The 20,045-nt window shown below is 63.0% G+C and carries 21 protein-coding genes; 8 read left to right on the forward strand and 13 right to left on the reverse strand.

The window, feature by feature from the left end; all coding sequences use genetic code 11:
- Complete coding sequence (gene pdhA, locus AC1Q61_RS19605) at positions 1 to 1,128, reverse strand: pyruvate dehydrogenase (acetyl-transferring) E1 component subunit alpha (RefSeq protein WP_209448183.1); 1,128 nt, start codon at positions 1,126 to 1,128, stop codon at positions 1 to 3.
- Positions 1,129 to 1,282: 154 nt separating this feature from the next.
- On the opposite strand from pdhA, the gene AC1Q61_RS19610 reads away from it, so the two are divergent.
- The 3 genes from AC1Q61_RS19610 to AC1Q61_RS19620 are packed head-to-tail and all read left to right on the forward strand — an operon-like array spanning position 1,283 to position 2,947.
- A complete protein-coding gene (locus AC1Q61_RS19610; RefSeq protein WP_020971454.1) occupies positions 1,283 to 1,753 on the forward strand; it encodes an Lrp/AsnC family transcriptional regulator in 471 nt (156 codons plus the stop codon).
- 46 nt (positions 1,754 to 1,799) lie between these two features.
- A complete protein-coding gene (locus AC1Q61_RS19615) occupies positions 1,800 to 2,624 on the forward strand; it encodes an MbnB/TglH/ChrH family RiPP precursor modification enzyme (protein WP_209448184.1) in 825 nt (274 codons plus the stop codon).
- Positions 2,621 to 2,947, forward strand: coding sequence for an SCO6045 C-terminal-like domain-containing protein (locus AC1Q61_RS19620; RefSeq protein WP_492651036.1), 327 nt, complete (start codon positions 2,621 to 2,623; stop codon positions 2,945 to 2,947). Before AC1Q61_RS19615 ends, AC1Q61_RS19620 begins: the two co-directional genes overlap by 4 nt.
- On the opposite strand, the gene AC1Q61_RS19625 is transcribed toward AC1Q61_RS19620, so the two are convergent.
- The 8 genes from AC1Q61_RS19625 to leuS form a co-directional block, all read right to left on the reverse strand.
- Positions 2,936 to 3,730 carry a family 1 encapsulin nanocompartment shell protein gene (locus AC1Q61_RS19625; protein WP_003942478.1) on the reverse strand — a complete coding sequence of 265 codons (795 nt, stop codon included), beginning with the start codon at positions 3,728 to 3,730 and terminating at the stop codon, positions 2,936 to 2,938. The two genes, AC1Q61_RS19620 and AC1Q61_RS19625, sit on opposite strands and share 12 nt — an antisense overlap.
- Positions 3,727 to 4,785: a Dyp-type peroxidase gene (locus AC1Q61_RS19630; protein ID WP_042447536.1), complete on the reverse strand. Its 1,059-nt coding sequence runs from the start codon at positions 4,783 to 4,785 to the stop codon at positions 3,727 to 3,729. Before AC1Q61_RS19630 ends, AC1Q61_RS19625 begins: the two co-directional genes overlap by 4 nt.
- A 68-nt stretch (positions 4,786 to 4,853) precedes the next feature.
- A complete protein-coding gene (locus AC1Q61_RS19635; protein WP_007729077.1) occupies positions 4,854 to 5,810 on the reverse strand; it encodes an SMP-30/gluconolactonase/LRE family protein in 957 nt (318 codons plus the stop codon).
- Between the two features lie 33 nt (positions 5,811 to 5,843).
- Positions 5,844 to 6,800 (reverse strand): alpha/beta fold hydrolase, encoded by a 957-nt coding sequence (locus tag AC1Q61_RS19640; protein WP_492651037.1) that lies wholly within the window; start codon positions 6,798 to 6,800, stop codon positions 5,844 to 5,846.
- Between the two features lies 1 nt (position 6,801).
- A complete protein-coding gene (locus tag AC1Q61_RS19645) occupies positions 6,802 to 7,176 on the reverse strand; it encodes a nuclear transport factor 2 family protein (protein ID WP_003942502.1) in 375 nt (124 codons plus the stop codon).
- Between the two features lie 65 nt (positions 7,177 to 7,241).
- Positions 7,242 to 7,922, reverse strand: a complete 681-nt coding sequence (locus AC1Q61_RS19650) for a hypothetical protein (RefSeq protein WP_492651038.1) — start codon at positions 7,920 to 7,922, stop codon at positions 7,242 to 7,244.
- Positions 7,923 to 7,985: 63 nt separating this feature from the next.
- Positions 7,986 to 9,491: an MFS transporter gene (locus AC1Q61_RS19655; RefSeq protein WP_030537475.1), complete on the reverse strand. Its 1,506-nt coding sequence runs from the start codon at positions 9,489 to 9,491 to the stop codon at positions 7,986 to 7,988.
- A gap of 426 nt (positions 9,492 to 9,917) precedes the next feature.
- Positions 9,918 to 12,764 (reverse strand): leucine--tRNA ligase, encoded by a 2,847-nt coding sequence (leuS, locus tag AC1Q61_RS19660; protein WP_215516212.1) that lies wholly within the window; start codon positions 12,762 to 12,764, stop codon positions 9,918 to 9,920.
- A gap of 101 nt (positions 12,765 to 12,865) precedes the next feature.
- On the opposite strand from leuS, the gene AC1Q61_RS19665 reads away from it, so the two are divergent.
- Together AC1Q61_RS19665 and AC1Q61_RS19670 are read left to right on the forward strand one after the other, a co-directional pair.
- Positions 12,866 to 13,360, forward strand: a complete 495-nt coding sequence (locus tag AC1Q61_RS19665) for an SdpI family protein (protein WP_042924372.1) — start codon at positions 12,866 to 12,868, stop codon at positions 13,358 to 13,360.
- A 5-nt stretch (positions 13,361 to 13,365) separates the two neighbouring features.
- On the forward strand, positions 13,366 to 14,325 hold the full coding sequence (locus AC1Q61_RS19670) for a DUF1648 domain-containing protein (RefSeq protein WP_228401565.1): 960 nt from the start codon (positions 13,366 to 13,368) through the stop codon (positions 14,323 to 14,325).
- Here the strand turns inward: AC1Q61_RS19670 and AC1Q61_RS19675 are convergent.
- Complete coding sequence (locus AC1Q61_RS19675) at positions 14,294 to 14,989, reverse strand: FadR/GntR family transcriptional regulator (RefSeq protein WP_042924298.1); 696 nt, start codon at positions 14,987 to 14,989, stop codon at positions 14,294 to 14,296. The genes AC1Q61_RS19670 and AC1Q61_RS19675 overlap by 32 nt on opposite strands.
- 162 nt (positions 14,990 to 15,151) lie before the next feature.
- Here AC1Q61_RS19675 and AC1Q61_RS19680 point away from each other — a divergent pair, with 162 nt between their 5' ends.
- Complete coding sequence (locus AC1Q61_RS19680) at positions 15,152 to 16,321, forward strand: MFS transporter (RefSeq protein WP_042924296.1); 1,170 nt, start codon at positions 15,152 to 15,154, stop codon at positions 16,319 to 16,321.
- 4 nt (positions 16,322 to 16,325) lie between these two features.
- Positions 16,326 to 17,306, forward strand: coding sequence for a bile acid:sodium symporter family protein (locus AC1Q61_RS19685; RefSeq protein WP_003942582.1), 981 nt, complete (start codon positions 16,326 to 16,328; stop codon positions 17,304 to 17,306).
- Here AC1Q61_RS19685 and AC1Q61_RS19690 read toward each other — a convergent pair.
- Genes AC1Q61_RS19690 through AC1Q61_RS19700 form a run of 3 tightly spaced genes read right to left on the reverse strand, consistent with a single transcriptional unit; the run spans position 17,299 to position 18,927 of the window.
- Entirely contained in the window at positions 17,299 to 17,517 is a 219-nt protein-coding gene (locus AC1Q61_RS19690) for a hypothetical protein (RefSeq protein ID WP_042924370.1), read from the reverse strand. The genes AC1Q61_RS19685 and AC1Q61_RS19690 overlap by 8 nt on opposite strands.
- Positions 17,518 to 17,572: 55 nt before the next feature.
- Positions 17,573 to 18,178 carry a YqgE/AlgH family protein gene (locus AC1Q61_RS19695; RefSeq protein ID WP_003942572.1) on the reverse strand — a complete coding sequence of 202 codons (606 nt, stop codon included), beginning with the start codon at positions 18,176 to 18,178 and terminating at the stop codon, positions 17,573 to 17,575.
- A 53-nt stretch (positions 18,179 to 18,231) separates the two neighbouring features.
- On the reverse strand, positions 18,232 to 18,927 hold the full coding sequence (locus tag AC1Q61_RS19700; RefSeq protein ID WP_003942494.1) for a TetR/AcrR family transcriptional regulator: 696 nt from the start codon (positions 18,925 to 18,927) through the stop codon (positions 18,232 to 18,234).
- 134 nt (positions 18,928 to 19,061) lie between these two features.
- Here AC1Q61_RS19700 and AC1Q61_RS19705 point away from each other — a divergent pair, with 134 nt between their 5' ends.
- Positions 19,062 to 20,003, forward strand: coding sequence for an NAD-dependent epimerase/dehydratase family protein (locus tag AC1Q61_RS19705; protein WP_042924293.1), 942 nt, complete (start codon positions 19,062 to 19,064; stop codon positions 20,001 to 20,003).
- The last annotated feature ends 42 nt before the right edge of the window (positions 20,004 to 20,045 follow it).

Here is a 20,045-nt window from a genome sequence, read left to right on the forward strand (position 1 = left end):
TCAGTGTCCCCCTGTGTCAGCGGCTTCGGCAGCAAGTTCGGTTTCGAGTTGGGCTTGTTGCTCACGCAATTGCGGTGTCTGCTCGGCGAAGACGTACCGGAACAGATCGAGCGGATCGTGCGGGCGGTCGACATTCATGCCGGCGCGTAGTGTGGCGGCCTCTGCCTCGGCCTCTTCGGTCAGCGATTCCACGAACGCGTCGTCGATCAGATCGTTTGCGCGCAGATACTTTTCGAGACGCGGCAACGGATCTCGCCCGAGCCAGGCTTCCACCTCGGCGCTGTCGCGGTAGCGGGTGGCGTCGTCGGCATTGGTGTGTGCGTCGATGCGATAAGTGTGTGCCTCGACGATCACCGGTCCGTTTCCGCTGCGGACGAAGCGTGCCGCCTCGTCCATGACGGCCAGCATCGCAACGGGATCGTTGCCGTCGACCTGCTCGCTGCCGATCCCGTAGCCGACGCCCTTATGCGCCAACGTCGGTGCTGCACTTTGACGTGACAACGGCACGCTGATCGCAAATCCGTTGTTCTGCACCAGAAAGATCACCGGCGCTTTGAAGACGGCGGCGAAGTTCAGCGCCTCGTGGAAATCGCCCTCACTGGTGGCGCCGTCACCACAGAGCGCCAAGGCGACGGTGTTCAGGCCCCGTCGAGACTCCCCGTATGCCACTCCGGCTGCATGCAGCAATTGCGTTGCCAGCGGGGTGCACTGCGGCGCACTGCGCAGTGCGACCGGGTCGTATCCGCAGTGCCAGTCGCCGGCGAGCATGCTCAGAATCTGCACCGGATCGACACCCCGGGCGGCCAACGCCATCGAATCCCGGTAGGTGGGGAAGAGCCAGTCACTCGGCTCCAGACTCATCGCTGCCGCGATCTGACATGCCTCCTGCCCTCGCGAGGACGGATACACGGCCAGGCGCCCCTGTTTGGTCAGTGCCGTCGCCTGCTGGTCGAAACGCCTGCCCAGGAACATCTTTCGACACATCGCGATCAGGCGATCGTCGCTCGGTTTTGCGTAGCGGGCCTCGCTGCGCGTCAGTTCTCCGGCAGGGTCGAGGTACTGCACCGCGGAATCGGCCGGCAGGAACTTCTGATACCGCAGTTCCCCCAAGGGTTCGACAAGTGTCACTTCTACCTCCAGAAGACGTTGTGTCCATCAGTATTCGCACTTCGGCGACGTAATGGCAGCAAGCGTCGAGGATTCAAGACAAACGGCCTATCATGAGGATTCGGGCAGCAATATGTCCATCAACCGACTCGACTACCGAACCAGGAATGGACAGATGGCCACCGAACCGCACGCTCTCGATGCGATCGACCGTCGCATCATCGCCGAACTGGTCGCAGACAGTCGCATCTCCATGCGTGCACTGGCCGAGAAGGCGCACATATCCCGCGCTCACGCCTACGTCCGCATCGAAAGGCTCGAGGACGCCGGAATCATCACCGGATTCACGACGCGGATCGCCCATGAGAAGGCCGGACTCGGCTCCTCGGCATACGTGGCACTCTCGATCAGGCAGCACTCGTGGCGAGGTCTGGCGGCGTCCTTGAAGGCCCTGCCGTTTGTCGAGCACTTCTCCCTCCTCGGCGGCGACTTCGACGTTCTGGTGCTGGTTCGAGCCCCGGACAACCAGGAACTACGCCACACCGTTCTCGAAGAACTCCAGGGACTCGACGGGGTTCTCTCGACCAAAACGTGGCTGATCTTCGAAGAAGGCAACGGTCCGGGACCCAACTGGTTGCCCGGCTGATCCGTCTATAGTCGCCGTTAGCAGTTGCACACGGGAGGTGACTCGAATGACCCTGTACGGCCTGGGAATCGGTTGGCGCCCCGAGGTCTCCGGAATCATCGCGCAGCTCGACGGCCTGGCATTCTGCGAAGTCATTGCCGAATCCATCGGAAACGAGATACCGCCGCACCTCGGCTCGCTGGGAGTTCCGGTGATTCCGCACGGAATCTCGCTCTCACTTGGCGGGGCCGAGGCGGTAGATCAGGCACGGATCGATCACCTTGCGCATGCAGCTCAGCTACTGGGCGCTCCCTTGGCGAGCGAGCACATCGCATTCGTGCGGGCGGGCGGCATAGAGGCCGGGCACCTGCTCCCACTGCCACGCACCCACGAAGCGATCGATGTCTTGGTACGCAACATCACCCGCACTCAGGACGGTCTACCGGTGCCGTTTGCCGTCGAAAACGTTGCCGCCCTTTTCGACTGGCCCGACGACGAGTTGACCGAAGGGGAGTTTCTCTCGGAGATCGTCGACCGCACCGGGGCTCTGCTGGTTCTCGACATCGCGAACGTCTATGCCAATGCCCTCAACCGAGGGCGTGATCCCTGGGCCGAGCTGAGCCGGCTACCACTCGAGCGAATCGCATACTGCCACATCGCCGGTGGCAGCATCAGCGACGGCAAATACCACGACACGCACACCGATCCGGTACCCGAAGCCGTGCTGGAACTCCTTGCGTATTTCACCGCCGCCGGTCACCATCCCGCCATCATGCTCGAGCGCGACGGAAACTATCCGCCGGCACTGGAATTGCTCGACGAGCTCGATGCCATCGCCGACGCAGCTGGTCTGGATCGCATCACCGCGGGCACCGATTGGTCACGCACATGAGCACGCTCGGTGAGCGTCAAGAGGCGCTGATTCGCGCACTGGTGGCGGGTGGCGAACTGCCCGAAGGCTTCGACAAAGACGAAGCCGCCGTTGTCTCGGCGGCGCTGCTCCGAAAGCGCGCAGGAGAAGTGGCGCACCACCTTCCGGTCGTGCGCCACACTCTCGGCGATCGTTATCTTCAGTTGTTCACAGCGTGGGCGGACGGACGGGCGAAGACGTCTTCGCATGCGGATGCCCAGGCCTTTGTCGCCCATCTCCAGGACATCGGCGAACTGCCTCGCCCACCCTGGTATCAGAGGTTTCGAAAGCTCTCACGCAAGTGAGACAACAGCTTCGCTGGTGTACATGAGGAACGTCATCGATTCCTGGAAGTACAGCTCGACGGAGTTCGCATCGTGCGAGAGATAGCCGATGGACAGGTCCTGGCCGAGGTGCAATTCGTAGTCACCGCCACGCGTCGACAGCAGGAAAGCGCCGTCGATGGCCGGGGCCCAGATGATCTCGCCGTCGAGGACGCGTCGCAGGTGCTCGCGGATGGGGTAGCCGTGATCGGAGGTCTCGTTGATCGCGGTGAACGCATCTGCATTCAAGAGCAGTGAGTACGGTCCGTTGACACCGGCCAAGCGCAGCGACGTGATCGCCTGGCTGATGGCTTCCGGGTAGTCCTTGGCGTCGATGGGTAGCTTCAGTTCCGGGTTGGAACCGCTGGCCCGCACGCCGGTGATGCTGGCTGCGGGGTATCCCTCGAAGATGGCGCGGTCCTCGGCGAACGCGATCTGCTTGGCCGCGTCCTTGACGGGCTGCCAGTCGGAGTCCTTGGCGCCGCGTTCGACGTCGTCGATGGCCTGACGGCTGACGGTGAACGGGACCCGCAGTTCGATGATCGGCTGGGACTGACGAGCATGTGCGATGACGCCGTCGGCCAAGGGATTGATCGGCACCTGATGCCCGAGTGGGATGGCCGCGAGATCGTCACCCGACGGTCCCTCCACATCCACGACACGACGACCGGCGACGTGACGCTTGAAGGTACGGCTCGCCTCTTCTTCGATCTCGGCCCAGGCTGCTGCCGAAATGGGTGCTAGGTCGCGGTGCAGGTTTGTCATTGCTGGGCACTCCTTTTGAGGCTGCCGATTCCGAGAGAACCGTCAGAGATGGGCGCTGTGAACGTCGCTTCGGGAACGAGCCTGGTCGGCAAGTCCGGGGGATCGTCGAGAAAGTCCGCCGTCGGAACGAAGAAATTGATTCCGGTGACGGCGGTGGAGAAATCGAGAATGCGGTCGTAATTGCCGACGGGATTCCCGATGAACATGTTGGTGAGCATCTGCTCGGTGACCGTAGGCGACGCCGAGTAACCGATGAAATAGGTACCCATCTCAGCGGAGCCGACGTGGCCGAACGGCATGTTGTCCCGCAGAATCTGGATCTGCTCACCGGATTCGTCCTCGATGACGGTGAGTGCGGTGTGGGAGTTGGCCGGCTTGGTGTCGTCGTCCATCTCGAGATCTTCGAGCTTGGAGCGTCCGATGACGTTCTCCTGCTCCTCGACGGGCAGGGAGTTCCACTCCGACATGTCGTGGAGGTACTTCTGGACGATGACGTAACTGCTGCCTGCGAAATCCGGATCCTCGTCACCGACGGTGACCGCGACGTAAGCGGCCTGCCCGGACGGGTTCTCGGTACCGTCGACAAAACCCATGAGGTCGCGTTGCTCGAAATACTTGAACCCGTGGACCTCGTCGATCACCGACGCGGCCCCGGCCAACCTGTTGGTCACGACCGTGGCGAACTCGAAGCACAGGTCCATCTGACGGGCCCGGATGTGAAACAACAGATCGCCCGGCGTGCGCGGGGCGTGGTGTTTGTCACCGGTCAACTCGACGAACGGATGCAATTCCGCCGGCCGTGGACCGTCGAAAAGTCGATCCCACGCATCCGAACCGATGCCGACGACGGCAGCCAAGCCACCGGCGGGAACCCGGAATCCGATCGAGCGCTGCAGCCCGGAAATATCCGCCAGAACGTCGTGAACTGCCTGCTCACCACCCTCGTCGATGGTGAAAACCAGGAAGATCGCAGCTTCCGTGAGCGGGGTCAGCAACGGCTGCGGTATCGCGGGAAGGGCCACTTCGGCCTCGTCGATCTCACTCGTTTCCGCCATGCAGACCAGTATGGACGATTCCGGCAGTCCCGGCATCAGTAGTGGGTAAGTCGCGTCAGGGTGTCGCGTCAGGGGGTTGCGGCCTGGGCGCCCGCGTCGAAGCCGGCCGGAATCTCGAAGATCTTTCCGTCGAACCCGGCGCGGTAGAGATGCCCGGCCGCGAAACCGGAATTGCCACGCCCGTAGGTCAACACACTCGACGCTTGCAGTCCGCTGGTGAGCGAGCAGTACTGGCCGGGTCCGTCGATCCGCCACACCTCACCACTGATGTCCGTGGGAACAATTGCGCGATCTCGCGAGTCCAAGGTCAAACCATCTGGGGCAGAGAAGGTTTCGAAACCACCGAGATCGACCAACGACTCCGAATATCCCGGATTGTCCACGGAGATGCGGCTGACACCCGGGTTTGCGAACGTGCGCGAAACGTAGAGCCAGCGATTATCGGCGCTCAGGGCAGCGCCGTTTGCACTCGGGAAGGTTGCCCACGCCGGGTCGACGGAACCATTCGGGCTGACCTTTCCGATCAGCGAACCGAAATCGTTGGTGGCGTAGATCGTCCCGTCGTGCGCGACGGCAAGGCCGTTTGCAGCGCTCAGACCACCGGCTATCGGCGTCACGGCACCCGAGTTCACGTCCACCCGCGCGACCGACGCAGCACGCGTCAGATCGCCGATCAGCACGCCGGCGTTTGCTCCGGTACCCACCAGCAGTGAACCGTCCGGGCTCCACGCGAGTGCGCCCGCACCGCCGGGAACCGTCGCGATCGGAACTGCGGCCTGACCAGGCCCGTCGACGCGGAAGATCCGCCCACTCACCAGGTCGGTCGTATACAGGCGCCCTTGCCCGTCCACCGTGACACCCTCGAGGGCAGCACCCGGAATCTGGGCGCTGAGTATGGCGGGTGACGATCCAGGGCAAGGCGGAGCGGCGGCGGCACCGGACACGCCCAGAGCCAGAAGCGAACCGGCAACAAGAGCACCGGTGATACCGACACGAATACCGCGATCGAAGATCCTGGTGCGCATCTGCGCAACGCTAGACCCTCTGTCCGATTTCGCCTAGAGACTCCGAAGGAAAGAGATCAAAAGTTCATTGACCTCGACAGCGCGTTCTTGTTGTACGAAGTGCCCCGCACCGCCGAGGAGATGTACACCCCGCAGGTCGGGGACAGTGTCCTTCATTCGGTCCAGTGCCTTGGGACCGCTCATCGCGATGACCGGGTCTTCCGCGCCCGCAACGAAGAGCGTCGGGACCTCGACGTGCGCGCCGTCCAGATCCGCGCTGCGTTCCCAATTGGCGTCATACGCTCGGTACCAGTTCAAGCCACCGGTGAAACCTGTTGCAGTAAAGGCCTTTACATAGACATCCAAATCATCCTCGGTGAGCCACGACCACGGCAACGCCGGCGCCTCGGGAAGTACGTCGAGATAGCCGTTTCCTTCGGAGGGGTTCTTCCACACATCGAGGTACCGGTAAGCCCCGGACAAGGCGTGGAAGAGCCGCTGAAGGAATTCACGTGGACGGGCGTCGAGTTCGCGCTCCGCGACACCCGGTTCCTGAAAATAGTGAATGTGCAGAAAGTGCTTGCGCGCCAAGGCGGCGTAGATGGCCGAGGGCTTGGCCGGGAATCTGTCCGGCGCATAGGGAACCGCCAAGGAGACCAGTCCCGCAACGCGATCGGGGTGACGAAGCGCTGTCGTCCACGCGGCCGGAGCGCCGAAATCGTGTCCGACGAACACCGCTTTGTCGATTCCGAGAGCGTCGAGTAGGTCGATCAGCCGGTTCGCGACGGCGTCGTTGGTGTAGTCCTCGATCGCGTCGGGGCGGGTAGTGCCGCCGTAACCGGGCATGTCGAGTGCAATCGCCCGAAAACCCGCTTCCGCCAACGCTGCCGACTGATGGCGATAGCTGTATCCGAGGCCGGGAAAGCCGTGGCACATGACCACAGCTGTCCCGGAACCGGAATCGTCGATCTGCCAACGGAATCCGTCGACGTCGATCGTCTTGACCGTCATGTCAGGCGGTGATCATGTCTTCCTGGTTCCAGAATGCGCGCATCGACAGGATCTTTCCGTCGTCGTCGAAGGTCATGACGTCGATGGGTGCGATGGTCAGGGTCTGCTCGCCGAGCTTGGTGATCAGCGAGAAGTGGAATGCCGCTTCGTTTCCGGCGATGCGGAGGGTCTGAAGGTGAGCTTCCTGGTCGAAATTCTCGATCACGGAGTAGAACTCGAGAATGGACTCGCGGGTGGTGCGCACGTCGGTACCAACCGGGTCTTCGACCGTTGCACCCTCTGCGTACAGGGCCACAACCTGGGCAGCAGTGCCCGTCGCAACGGTCTCGATGTAGGCGTCGACGGTCTTGCGGATTACCTCTGCGGACGGTGCCATGGTCTACCCCTCGTAGTTAGAACAGGTTCTAATTCTGAGGATAACCTACGACTCTGTTCCACGGGTCAGCTTTCGAGCACCTTGCGCAGGCGAGCCTTCTTCCGGTTCTCCCGCACGATCCAGACGACATCGGTGTCGTCCGACGCCCCCAGGGAGACGAATGCCGGCAGGGCATTCTCCGGATCCGCCGCAACCGCGACACTCCAGCAGTATCCGAGCGCCTGCCGGAGAGTCCGTGTGTCGGCGTCACGACGGGAATCAGCTGGTTGCGAGACGATCCACTCGGTAGCGTCTCGGCACACCTCAACGGCCAGCGCAGCGTTGGTCTTGTCCTTCAGCAACCGTGGCTCGCAGATCCCCGCAGCCGCTGCGCGCAGCGTCAATGGATGGGTGGAGCGCGCCCACTGCTCGATGATCGCCCGCAATAATTGCGGATCCGTGTCGCCTATCGCCTGAACGGCCATCGCGGCAGCTTCACGTGCACGCCACGACGCACTGGTGGTTGCCTCCGTCAGACTGTTCAGAACAGCCTTGTCGCGTGAACGAACAAGGATGAATCCGAGCCCGACGATCCCACAGCAGCGGATGTATTCGTCCTCGGACTCCGCCGCCAGCAGGATGTCGTCGTCATCGGCGCCGCGCGCGAACTCGAGCATGAGCCCAAGGTTCGCGCGCGGGCCGGGCAATCCTGAACGCTCCGTCAGGTAACTCCACAGTTCGTCACCGTCCAGATCCGCGAACGTCATGGGAGTCCTTTCGTCGGTACGCCCAATCCTGTCAGTCCGGATCTACACGCGCAGCATTTCCGATCAGTGAGCCGGGAGGAGGGACGTCTCCTGCTGCACACCGTCTTCTGCGCCGATCTGGACGATGTTTCGCGGCAGGAACACGGCTGCGATCGCGCCGAGAACTGCTGCAGCAGCACCGATCAGGAACGCGATACGCATGCCCTCGTCGGTGTAGAAGACAGCGCCCTCCATCGCCATCGCGATGTGCGAGTTCAAGACCGTGAAGGCGATGACGGGAAGCACTGCGGGGAAGATGCTCTGGAAGACCGCAACCATGCTCGCCGTGGTTGCCTGCAACTGCGGCGGCACTGCCTCGATGAGCAGGTTCGGGATGGAGGCGTAGCCCATACCCATACCGACACCGAAGATTCCGGCAAAGATGATGAGCAGAGGCTTGTTGTCGTGAATGGTTGCCGTCAACGTGAATCCGACTGCCATGAGGATCATTCCGATGATCATCAGCAGACGGGGCCGGATGTTGCGCCCCACGAGGAAGCCCACGATCAAACCACCGACCACCACCATGCCGCCAAGCGGCGCCTGGAAGATCGCGAATCCCTCTGCCGTGACGCCGAATCCGTATCCCAGGCCGAGAACTGCTGGGGTCATCACCATCATCGGCAGCAGAATCGTGAAGACTCCCGACGCGCCGTAGCAGAACCCGGCACCGACGGCAGTGAGCATCACCGAACGCTTGCCGAAGTAGCGCAGGTCGATCAGGGGCTCTCGGATGGCTCGGGCGGAGGCAACCCAAGCCACCAACAGTGCGACGCCGCCGATCAGGTAGGCCAGTGTCGAACCGTTCTTCCAGCCCCAGGTCGGTCCGAAGCTGACGCCGATCAGAATTCCGGCGATGCCCGATCCGAGCAGTACCGCGCCGATCAGGTCCAGCGAAGAGCGAAGTCGGACAGTCGATTCCGCCGTCGAAGCGAAGATCATGCCGCCGAGGAGAACCAGCCCGACGACAAAGAACCAGAAGATGCTCCGGAACCCGTGGTTGTCGATCAACCAACCGGAGACGAACGGCGCCGGAATCGCGATCAGACCCATACCGGAAGTCGCGATACTGACTGCCAGCGCAACAGTTTTCGGCGGGAAGACATCTCGAATGAGGGAGTAGCTCAGGAAGAGGCAGGGAACGAGAAGACCCGTCAATGACCGGCCCAGAATCAGGACGGCATAGCTCGGCGCAACCGCCGAAATGAAGGATCCGACCGCTGCGCCGGCGACCGCCAAGAGCAGGACTTTTCGCTTGCCGTACATGTCGGCGAGCTTTCCGAGCAGAGGAGACGCGACCGCCCCCAGCAGCAAGAACGACGTGAGCAGCCAAGCTCCCTGCGTCGTTTGATAATGCGCCGAGATGGCCGGCAGCGCAGTGGAAATCATCATGTAGCTCACCGCGAGCATCTCGAGAAGTAGAACGATCGACGCCAGAGAGAACACCAGTCGCGGAGTCCAACGCTCCGGTATCGATGTCGGTTCGGGCGCACTAGGAGACGAACCGGAGCTGTGGACGTGAGACGCCATGGCTGGAAGATCCTTTCGGGACACCTACAAATTCGATTGACCCCCTGTCGAATACCGCCGACGGGGGCCTTGCGGGGAAGTGCAGTGGAACGACAGCTACCGCTCTCGGCAACGTGTTACGTGCATCACAGCCCTCACATCGAACACGCGCTACCAAATGTTCCGTGGAGCGGGACATTCAGGACAACGACTGATTGGCGTCACAAACTCGAACCTGGCTTTGGATTATGAGCAACGGCAACGATTTTCGGTTCGAACTTGAACGTGGAGCCATTCCCATCTTCGAAATACCGACCACCCCGTACTTGACGATCCCGCCTTTGAGGTTCCCCCCTCGGTGTCAACGTCGGGAATCATCCCCCAGAAACGACTGTGCGCCGTTTCGGTAGCGGTAACTACCAAAACGGCGCACAGGGGCCGAAGGCCCTACAGAACTATGTTCACCATCTTGCCCGGCACAACGATCACCTTGCGGGGTGCGTTGCCCTCGAGCAGAGCGACGATCTTCTCGTCGGCCAGCGCAATCTCTTCGACAGCCTTGCGATCGGCATCCGCCGGGACGCTGATGCGGCTACGAACCTTGCCGTTGACCTGGATCGGGTACTCGACGGTATCCTCGACGAGCCACTTCTCCTCGACTGCCGGGAAGGGTCCGTGCGCAAGGGATTCCGTGTGACCCAGACGCGACCACAGCTCTTCCGCGAGGTGCGGCGCCAGGGGAGCGAGCATCAGCACCAGCGGCTCGACAGCAGCACGCGGCGCACCGCCCGGGAACGCCTTGGTGAGGTGGTTGTTGTACTCGATCAGCTTCGCGGCGGCCGTGTTGTCGCGCAGCGCCGTGTAATCCTCGATGACACCGGAAATCGCCTTGTTGAGCGCACGCAGCGTCTCTTCACCAGGAGCTTCGTCGGTGACACGGGGCTTGCCGGTCTCCTCGTCGATGACGACGCGCCACACTCGCTGCAGGAATCGCGCAGCACCGACGACGTCCTTGGTTGCCCACGGACGCGAGGTGTCCAGCGGACCCATCGACATCTCGTACACACGCAGAGTGTCTGCACCGAACTCGGCGCAGATCTCGTCCGGCGCAACGGCATTCTTCAGGCTCTTGCCCATCTTGCCGTACTCGCGGTTGACCTCGGCGCCTTCGTAGAAGAACTTGCCGTCACGCTCGACGACCTCCTCTGCCGGCACGTAGACGCCGCGGGCGTCGGTGTACGCGAATGCCTGGATGTAGCCCTGGTTGTACAGGCGACGGTACGGCTCGCTCGAGGACACGTAGCCCAGGTCGAACAGAACCTTGTGCCAGAAGCGCGAGTACAGCAGGTGCAGCACTGCGTGCTCGACGCCGCCGACGTACAGGTCGACTCCACCGGGATCGTTGGGGCCGTGCAGTTCCGGACGCGGGCCCGTCCAGTACGCCTCGTTCTGCGGGTCGCAGAAGGCGTCCTGGTTGGTGGGGTCGATGTAGCGCAGCTGGTACCACGAGCTACCTGCCCACTGCGGCATGACGTTGGTGTCGCGGTGGTAGGTCTGCAGACCGTCACCGAGATCGAGCTCGACGTTGACCCAGTCGGTCGCCTTGTTCAGCGGGGGAGAGGGCTCGGAGTTGGCGTCGTCCGGATCGAAGGACACGGGTGCGTAGTCCTCGACCTCCGGAAGCACCACGGGCAGAGCCGAATCCGGCAGAGCGTGTGCGTTGCCGTCCGCGTCGTAGACGATCGGGAAGGGCTCGCCCCAGTAACGCTGACGCGCGAAAAGCCAGTCGCGCAGCTTGTACTGGATGGTGCCCTTGCCCTGGCCGCTCTCCTCGAGGCGACTGATGACGGTCGCCTTGGCCTCGGCTACGTCCAAACCGTCGAGGTAGTCGGAGTTCACCAGCGGGCCGTCACCGGAGTACGCAGCCTCCGAAACATCGCCACCGGCAATAACTTCGAGAATTTCCAGTCCGAACGCGTTCGCGAACTCCCAGTCACGGTGATCGTGTCCTGGAACTGCCATGATCGCGCCGGTGCCGTAGCCCGTCAGCACGTAGTCGGCGATGAAGATCGGGACCTTGTGGCCGTTGACCGGATTGACGGCGTAGGAACCGAGGAAGACGCCCGTCTTCTCCTTGTTTTCCTGACGCTCCAAGTCGGTCTTGGCGGCAATCGACTTACGGTATGCAGCAACAGCTTCCGCCGGCGTCGTGGCACCGCCCGTCCAGCGTGCGTCGACACCTTCGGGCCACTCGTCCGCGACGAGCTTGTCCACCAAGTCATGCTCAGGAGCCAGCGTCACATAGGTGGCGCCGAACAGCGTGTCCGGACGGGTAGTGAACACATCGACGCCGTACTCGCCTGCAGCAAAGGTAACTTCGGCACCGTACGAGCGTCCGATCCAGTTGCGCTGCATGGCCTTGACCTTGTCCGGCCAATCCAGGTACTCGAGGTCGTCGACCAGGCGGTCGGAGTACGCGGTGATGCGCATCATCCACTGCTGGAGATGCTTACGGAAGACTGGGAAGTTTCCGCGGTCACTACGACCGTCGGCGGTGACTTCCTCGTTGGCCAGGACGGTACCCAAACCGGGGCACCAGTTGACCATCGAATCCGACTGGTAGACAAGGCGGTACGAGTCCAGAACCTTGGCCTTCGCGGCCACGTCCAACGAAGCCCACTCGCGTCCGTCTTCCAGAGCGCGCTCACCGGAATCGAACTCGGCTTCCAACTCGGAGATACGACGCGCCTTGCCGGCAGCCTTGTCGTACCAGGCGCCGTGGATCTGCAGGAAGATCCACTGCGTCCAGTGGTAGAAGTCGACGTCCGTCGTCGCGAGACTACGACGCTCGTCGTGGCCCAGACCCAGGCGTCGCAGCTGGCGCTTCATGTTGGCGATGTTGGACTCGGTGGTCGTCCGCGGGTGGGTACCCGTCTGCACGGCGTACTGCTCGGCCGGGAGACCGAACGCGTCGTAGCCGAGGGTGTGCAGGACATTGCGCCCCTGCATGCGATGGAAGCGCGCGAAGACGTCCGTAGCGATGTATCCGAGCGGGTGACCGACGTGCAGGCCCGAACCCGAGGGGTACGGGAACATGTCCTGAACAAAGAGCTTGTCGGCGGGAACACCGTCGGGCGAGGAGAGCGGACCGACCGGATTAGGCGCGTTGAACGTGCCGTCCTCACTCCAGCGGTCCTGCCAGTGCTGCTCGATCTGGCCGGCGAGCTCCGCGGTGTAGCGGTGCTGCGGAGTTGCGTCGGCTGGTGAATCGGGGGACTGCGGAGACTCGGTCACTGTGGTCGCTATCTACTTGGCTGACGGAAATACCGATAACCAGGGTAGAGCCTGTGCGACCCGGGCATACCATCAACTCCACTCGCGCCTATCCTGTATGGGTGATCGTTGTCGCTGTGGTGCTATTCGTGCTCGCTGTCGCCGTCGGTGGAGTTGGTGTCGCCGGTCTGATCGGCAAACTCCCGCGCAACCGCTGGGCCGGTGTCCGCACCGAGGATTCCCTGCGGAGCGAGGAGTCGTTCGCCCTCGCCAACAAGGTGGCCGGTCCGACCATGCTCGCGGCCGCCGGAATGTTGGTCATCGGCGGAGTCGCAGCACTGACCATCGGCGGAGTCTTCGGCGTCGCAGTCGCGATCATCGCCGTCGTCGTCGCCGTCCTCACCGCCGGTTTCGGTGGAGGCATCGGTGCCCGTGCTGCCGCCGCACTCCCGCAGCAGAGCGGATGCGGTAACGACTGCAACTGCGGCGGACACTCCGAGCCTGCCGCAGACGAGCCGGTGGCGGAGACCCCCGAGGCCAAGGCGAACGCTGCCGCTTGCGGTACCGCTTCCTGCGGTGCCTGCGCACTCAAGGATGCTTGCCAGCCGGCTCATTGATTCACGTGAAACATCGCGTGGTCGACCCGGCCGGGGTCGTATTCGGGCTAGTCGTTCCGCTGTTGTGTGCGGTCTTCGGCTTCGTCTTGACAAAAATTTGGGAGCCCCGCCTCCCGGAGCAGATCGCGACTCACTGGACCACCACCTCGCCGGACGGATTCTCCACCCCGTCGGCCAACGCCTGGACCATTGCACTTCTGACGCTGCTCTTCGGTGGCGGTCTCAGTGCGATTGCTGCTCTTGCTCCCGCGATGCTGATGATGCGCCGATTCATGTTGGTTGTCGGGCTGAGCGTGGTCGGGCTCATCACGACAGTGAACTTCGCTTTGCTCTACACCCAACTCGATGTCGCCGATCCGTCCACGACGTCACTCCCGCTGTGGTCTCTCGGTGTCGGCTTTGCAGTCGGCGGGGTGCTGGGGTGGATCGGCGCCTCCTTCCTGCGTGACTACCGCGTCCGCACTCTTGCCACGATCGAACCCTCGGCCGGGTTGCCGCGAAGCCGCTGCGCTCTCCCCATCTCCGACGACGTCGGATTCAGCACCAAGGGGTCGGTGATCCTCACTGCGATCACTCTGGCGCCCGGAGTCATCATGGCGTTGGCGATGCGGTCACTCTGGCCGTTGTTCATCTTCGGGGCACTCGGACTGCTCGTCGTCAGCCTGGTTCGCTTCCGGGTGATCGTCGACGAACGGGAAATCCGGGTGATCAACATGGGGATGGCTGCGATGACCTACGGCATCGAGGAAGTTGTCGGAGCCGACGTCGCGGAGATCAAACCGTTCGCGGACTTCGGCGGCTGGGGACTCAAGACCAAGGGTCGTCGTAACTACGGCGTCGTCACCCGCACCGGACCAGCGGTGGTCATCACGTTCGCTTGTGGCGACCGACTCACGATCACGACACCCGAAGCCGAAGACATCGCGGGGTCACTCAATCGATTGGCCGACGCCCGGACTCGGTAACCGCCGAGCCTGAACCGATCGCTTCCTGAGTCTTCTCGAGATACCCACACGCCGCAGCCCTGGCTTTGGTGACATCGCGTTCGGCGATGGCTTCGGCAACTCCCTGATGATGCGAAGACGTCAGCGACGGCGGATGCACCCCTTCGGTCACCTCGTAGGTGGCTCGAACTGTTTCGAGGATTCCGGCAAACAGATCTTTCAGCACGGGATTGTGGGCGGCATCGACGACGGCAATGTGAAACGCGAGATCGACGTCGACGAAGTTCTCCGCTGGGACGTCACGCTTGGCGGCCAGTTCACGAAGTATCCGGACGTCGTCGTCGCTGCGACGCTCACACGCCAACCGGACGGCTTCCATCTCGAGCGCACGACGCACTTCGAAGACGTATTTCATCTCGTCGACGGACGCGTGTCTGCCGAGCAGTCCGCCGATGTCGGTCCGAGCGCGCACGAAGGTCCCTGATCCGCGACGGATCTCGAGAACTCCCGTCGAGGTCAATGTCTTGATCGCTTCGCGCACGGTGTTCCGGCCGACGCCGAGAACACTCATCAACTCCGGCTCGGTCGGAACACGATTGCCCACTGTCCAGACGCCGTCGGAGATCTGCGCGCGCATCCAGTCGAGGGATTGCTCGTACGCGGACTCTTTGCGAACAACGGTCATCAGCTCATCCTCACAGCATTAGCGGCGATCATTCCACTCACCTACGATACGTAGGACGACCCATGTATTTTCGCACTCTGTCTTCAGGAGGGGCTTCCCACGTCCGCCACAGCTGTCGCCACCGAAGAACGCACACGCCGCACCAATCGACACTTCTACGGCGTGGGCTACGTCCTCACCGTGATCCTCTTGGGCGCGAACATGCCCACCTCCGTCTACGGGCTGTACCGGACCGAGTTCGGATTCACGCCCACCATCCAGACGCTGATCTACGGCGTCTACGTCGCCGGCCTCGTTCCGGCATTGCTGTTCTTCGGACCGCTGTCCGACGCCCTCGGCCGACGCACCGTGCTCCTTACTGCACTCGCTCTGAGCGTCGTCGGCACGCTCGTTCTGGCATTTGCCGACGCGACGGTGTGGTTGTTCGTCGGCCGGATTGCCCAGGGAATCGCGGTGGGCGCGGCCAGTGCGGCGGGCAGCGCCGCATTGGTGGAGCAGGAACCGAAGTTCGATCACCGACGAGCAGCGCTCGTATCGACGGTGACGGGCGCGTTGGGCGGTGCGCTCGGACCACTCGTGTCCGGTGCAATCGCCCAGTACCTTCCACAACCGCTGCGGTTGCCGTATCTGATCTTCCTCGTCGCGTTCATCCCGGCACTGATCGTGTTGCTGCTACTTCCGCGGATCGGGGACGTCACACGCCCGAAGCGGTTCTTCCAAATGCCACATGTTCCCGCCACTGTTCGCGAGACTTTCTGGCTCAGCTCGCTCGCCGTCGCGCTGTCGTGGGGCGCGGTCGGGCTCTTCCAGTCGGTGGTCCCGTCGTGGATGACCAGCCTGCTGAACATCGACAACCTTCTGCTCGGCGGCGGGGCAGCCGCACTGGTGATGATCTGCTCGGTGGTCGCGCAACTCGGCGGAAGCCGCATGGACCCGCGCACGTCCGTCACCGTCGGTCTGGGAATCCTCGCTCTGGGAATGATCGGCCTCCTCGTGGTCGACCTCGTCCCGAGCCTGGCACTGCTTGGCGTCATCACCGTCGTGGTCGGCGCCGGGCACGGTCTGGCGTTTGCCGGCGGCATGAAGCGCGTCAACGCCGCCGCCCGGACCCACGCCCGCGAGAGCCACGGCGGAGTTCTGGCCGCGTTCTTCACCGTCAGCTACGCGGGACTGGCGATCCCGTCGATCATCGCGGGTATCGCCATCACCCTCCAGGGAATGCAGACGGCCATCATCGAGCTGTCGATCATCGGGACGCTGCTGTGCCTGGCGGTGATGGGCTTCAACCTTCGTGGGGCTCGAGAGCCCGCTGAAGCTCGCCGTTATCCTTAGCCAGGTGAAGTTTCTCAGTAGGTTCTACATCGACGGGTTCATCCTCGGCATCATCATCGCCGGCGTGCTCGGAAGTGTGTTCCCGGTATCGGGTACCGCGGAGAGCATTCTGAACTGGGCCACCAAGATCGCCATCGGCTTCTTGTTCCTGCTCTACGGCGCACGGCTCTCGCCGCAGGAAGCCTGGAAGGGCGTCAAGCACTGGCGACTGCACACCGTCGTCCTCGCCGCGACGTTCGTGCTGTTCCCACTGATCGGCCTAGCACTGCGATTCCTGTCGCCGACGCTGATCAGCGACGAACTCTACACCGGCATCCTCTACATGTGCCTGGTTCCGTCGACGGTTCAGTCTTCGATCGCGTTCACCTCGATCGCCAAGGGGAATGTCGCGGGCGCGATCGTCAGTGCGTCGTTCTCCAACCTGATCGGCGTCTTCGTCACACCGCTGCTGGTGGTTCTGCTGATGAACACCACCGGCCAGGCAACGGTCGACTTCTCGTCGATCCTCGACATCGTCGTGCAGTTGCTGATCCCGTTCATCGTCGGTCAGCTGATCCGCCCGCTGGTGATCGGATGGCTGCAGAAGTACGCCGAACCCACCAAGTACGTCGATCGCGGATCGATCCTCCTCGTTGTCTTCGCCGCCTTCAGCGAAAGCATGAAAGAGGGGATCTGGAGCACCATCACGATCTGGCAGATCGTGATCCTCACAATCGTGTGCTGCCTGATTCTCGCGCTGGTTCTCGGCGTGACCACTCTCGCGGGGCGCAAGCTCGGGTTCGATCTTCCCGATCAGATCGTCATCATCTTCTGCGGGTCGAAGAAGTCCTTGGCAACGGGCCTACCGATGGCGGCTGTACTGTTCGCGGGCCAGCCCGTCGGCCTGATCGTGTTGCCGCTGATGATCTTCCATCAGATCCAACTGATCGTCTGTGCTGCGATGGCGCAACGCTTCGCGAATCGGGATCCGGTCAGCGTCAGCTAGCGAGCAACTCGCCTCGGGTCGCGTCGACGCAGCCGCAACCGCCCTGCAGTTCAGCACAATCGATGGACAGCGCATGGCGGACCGATGCCAGGTCGAGGCAGTTCGCGCCGGTGCATTCGAGTGACCCGTCGGCATGCCGTAGCAAAGAATCGTGGCAGTGATCGACATCCGAAACACAATCCGCGCACTGGATCTGACGCTCAGCGATCATTGCTGCCACCTCTCTCGAAAACGATGACACAGGAATATCATCGACCTCCGACAAGTCAGTTTCGTTCCACCTCGATGGGGTGGCTGGCCAGCATCGCCACGGGTAGCGGCTGGCGTCGTAGCACCCGTGCCCAGACATCGACTCGGGGCGGCGTCAGCACATCCGACGGCAGCGAGCTGATCACCATCCAGTCTTCACGCTCGAGCTCCGAATCCAGCTGGCCCAGAGTCCAACCCGAGTACCCGGCAAAAATGCGGATCCCTTCGACCAGAGGAGCAATGACCTCCGGGTCCGAGTCCAGATCCACCATGACTACCTTGCCGTCCACCCGCCGCAGGCCGGCGACGCCGTCGATCCGCGCACCGTTGCGAGCGATGCCCAGGCAAAGCGCCGAGTCACGCTTGACGGGTCCACCGATGTACAGGGCCGAAGGATGCGCGGTCAGCGGTGACCACTGCGGCAACACGTTCTGCACGGCCGTCTCACTCGGCCGATTGACGACGACGCCCAGGCTCCCGGCGTCGTTGTGCTCGATCATGTAGATGACGGTGCGGCGAAATGCGGGTTCCGTGAGATCGGTCGACGACACCAACAAACTGCCCGGACGAACCTCCGGTTCTATCCAGGCCATTCGATCCTCGGGTTCTTCTGCGTGCGCCACAAGGACATCATCTCACCGACAACTGCGCGCGGAGGAACGAGACACAAGCGTGTTCAGGTCAGACCCGCCACATCGGCAAGTAGTGCCAAATGCCGCTCGAAAATCTCGCTCGCGTCGGTGAACGTATCGCTTCCGTACTGCCCGAACACCTCGAAGTTCACCGAACCGAACAGCGATACCCAGACGAGAGTTGCGCGCACCGCGGCATCCGGCGGCAGGTCCGTACCCAGTTCATTCCGCACTCCCTCGAGGTCCGCTGCCAACGTGTCACTCAGGCCCGGACCCTCTCGCACCGTCAGTGAACCCGCGCGATGGGCGGCGTCGATGATCCCGATCAGCCGGGTCACGACGAGGGTGCCGGGGCCGGTGGTCTGCTCGCCCGGAGCGTCGTAGCCGGGGACGGGGCTGCCGAACAACAGACCGTAGCGGGCCGGCTCCCGGATCGCCCAGCTCCGAACGGCGCGCCCGAGAGCAATGAACTGTCCGCGAAAATCCTCTGCTGCAACGGCATTCACGGCGGCGTCCACTTCCGCGCCCAGTTCCGTGTACCCGTCGACCACCAGCAAGGTCAGCAGTTCGTCCCGACTGGCGACATAGCGGTATACCGCTGAGGACACGACTCCCAGGTCACGCGCGACGGCGCGCAGGGACAAAGCGGCAGCGCCGACGGCAGCGAGATGCTCGCGTCCGATACGGGTGATGTCCTGCAGCGTCTGTTCGCGCGCCCGCTCACGGGGAGTTCCAACCATGAGTCCATCTTGCCCCATTCCCGAGAGCAGTATCAACAAAAGAGAGCACTGCTCTTGACAGCGCTGAGGTGCGGGTGCATTCTTGAAAACGAGAGCAGTGCTCTCAGTTCACTCGAAACAAGAAGGAGCACACCATGTCGAACCTCGAAATCGTCACCGGAGCAGGACCCGTCGGATCCGCCGTCGCACTACAGCTCGCCGAGCAGGGAATCAACGTCCGGCTCCTGACCAGGTCCGGCAGCGGGCCCGAGCACCCGCTGATCGACCGCCGACGCGTCGACGTCTCGGATGCCGAGGCCCTGCGCTCGGTCAGCGAGGGCGCCACGGCCATCTACCACTGCATCCACGCTGCTTACAACGCAGCCGATTGGGAGCGGGAACTCCCGGCGGCCGAGAAGGTTGTGCTCGACGCGGCCGCATCCATCGGTGCCGTCGTGGTCTTCCCCGAAAGCCTCTACGCCTACAACTCCGACGCCCTGATGACCGAATCCGATCCACGTAACGCCACCGGTGGCAAGCGCGGAGTGCGCACCGCGCTGCTGCGTGCTCGCGAGGCCTCTGCACCACCCACCGTCAGCGTCGTGGCCTCGGACTTCTTCGGCCCCCGCGTCCGCACCGCCCACGCCGGTGAGCGCATGGTTCCGAAGGTCATGGCAGGTAAGAAGATTCGTGTCATCGGTTCCGCAGATCAGCCGCACTCCTTCACCTACATCCCCGATCTCGCAGCAGCGATGATCGCGGCGGCACACAACCCCGAACTTTGGAACTCCGTCCTCCACGCACCCACCGGCCCCGCGCTCACTCAGCGCAAGATCGCCGAGGCCTTCGCCCGCGCCGCCGAGGCATCCCCCGCCAAGGTGGGTGTCCTGCCCGCCTGGGTGCTCGACGCCGTCGGCAAGATCAACACCGACAGCCGCGAACTCGCGGAGATGAACTACCAGTTCACCAAGCCGTTCGTCATGGACTCGAGTGCCAGCGAAGTGCTGCTCGGACTCTCGCCGACGCCGCTCGATCAGGCCGCCGAAGCGACCGTCGCGTGGTGGCGCGAGGAACAGGCTCGCGCCGCTGCTGCCTGAACCTGCAGGTGGGGGCTCTTGACGCAAGAACGGAACGGGTGT

The sequence above is a fragment of the Rhodococcus sp. MPR-R1B genome (assembly GCF_058793255.1).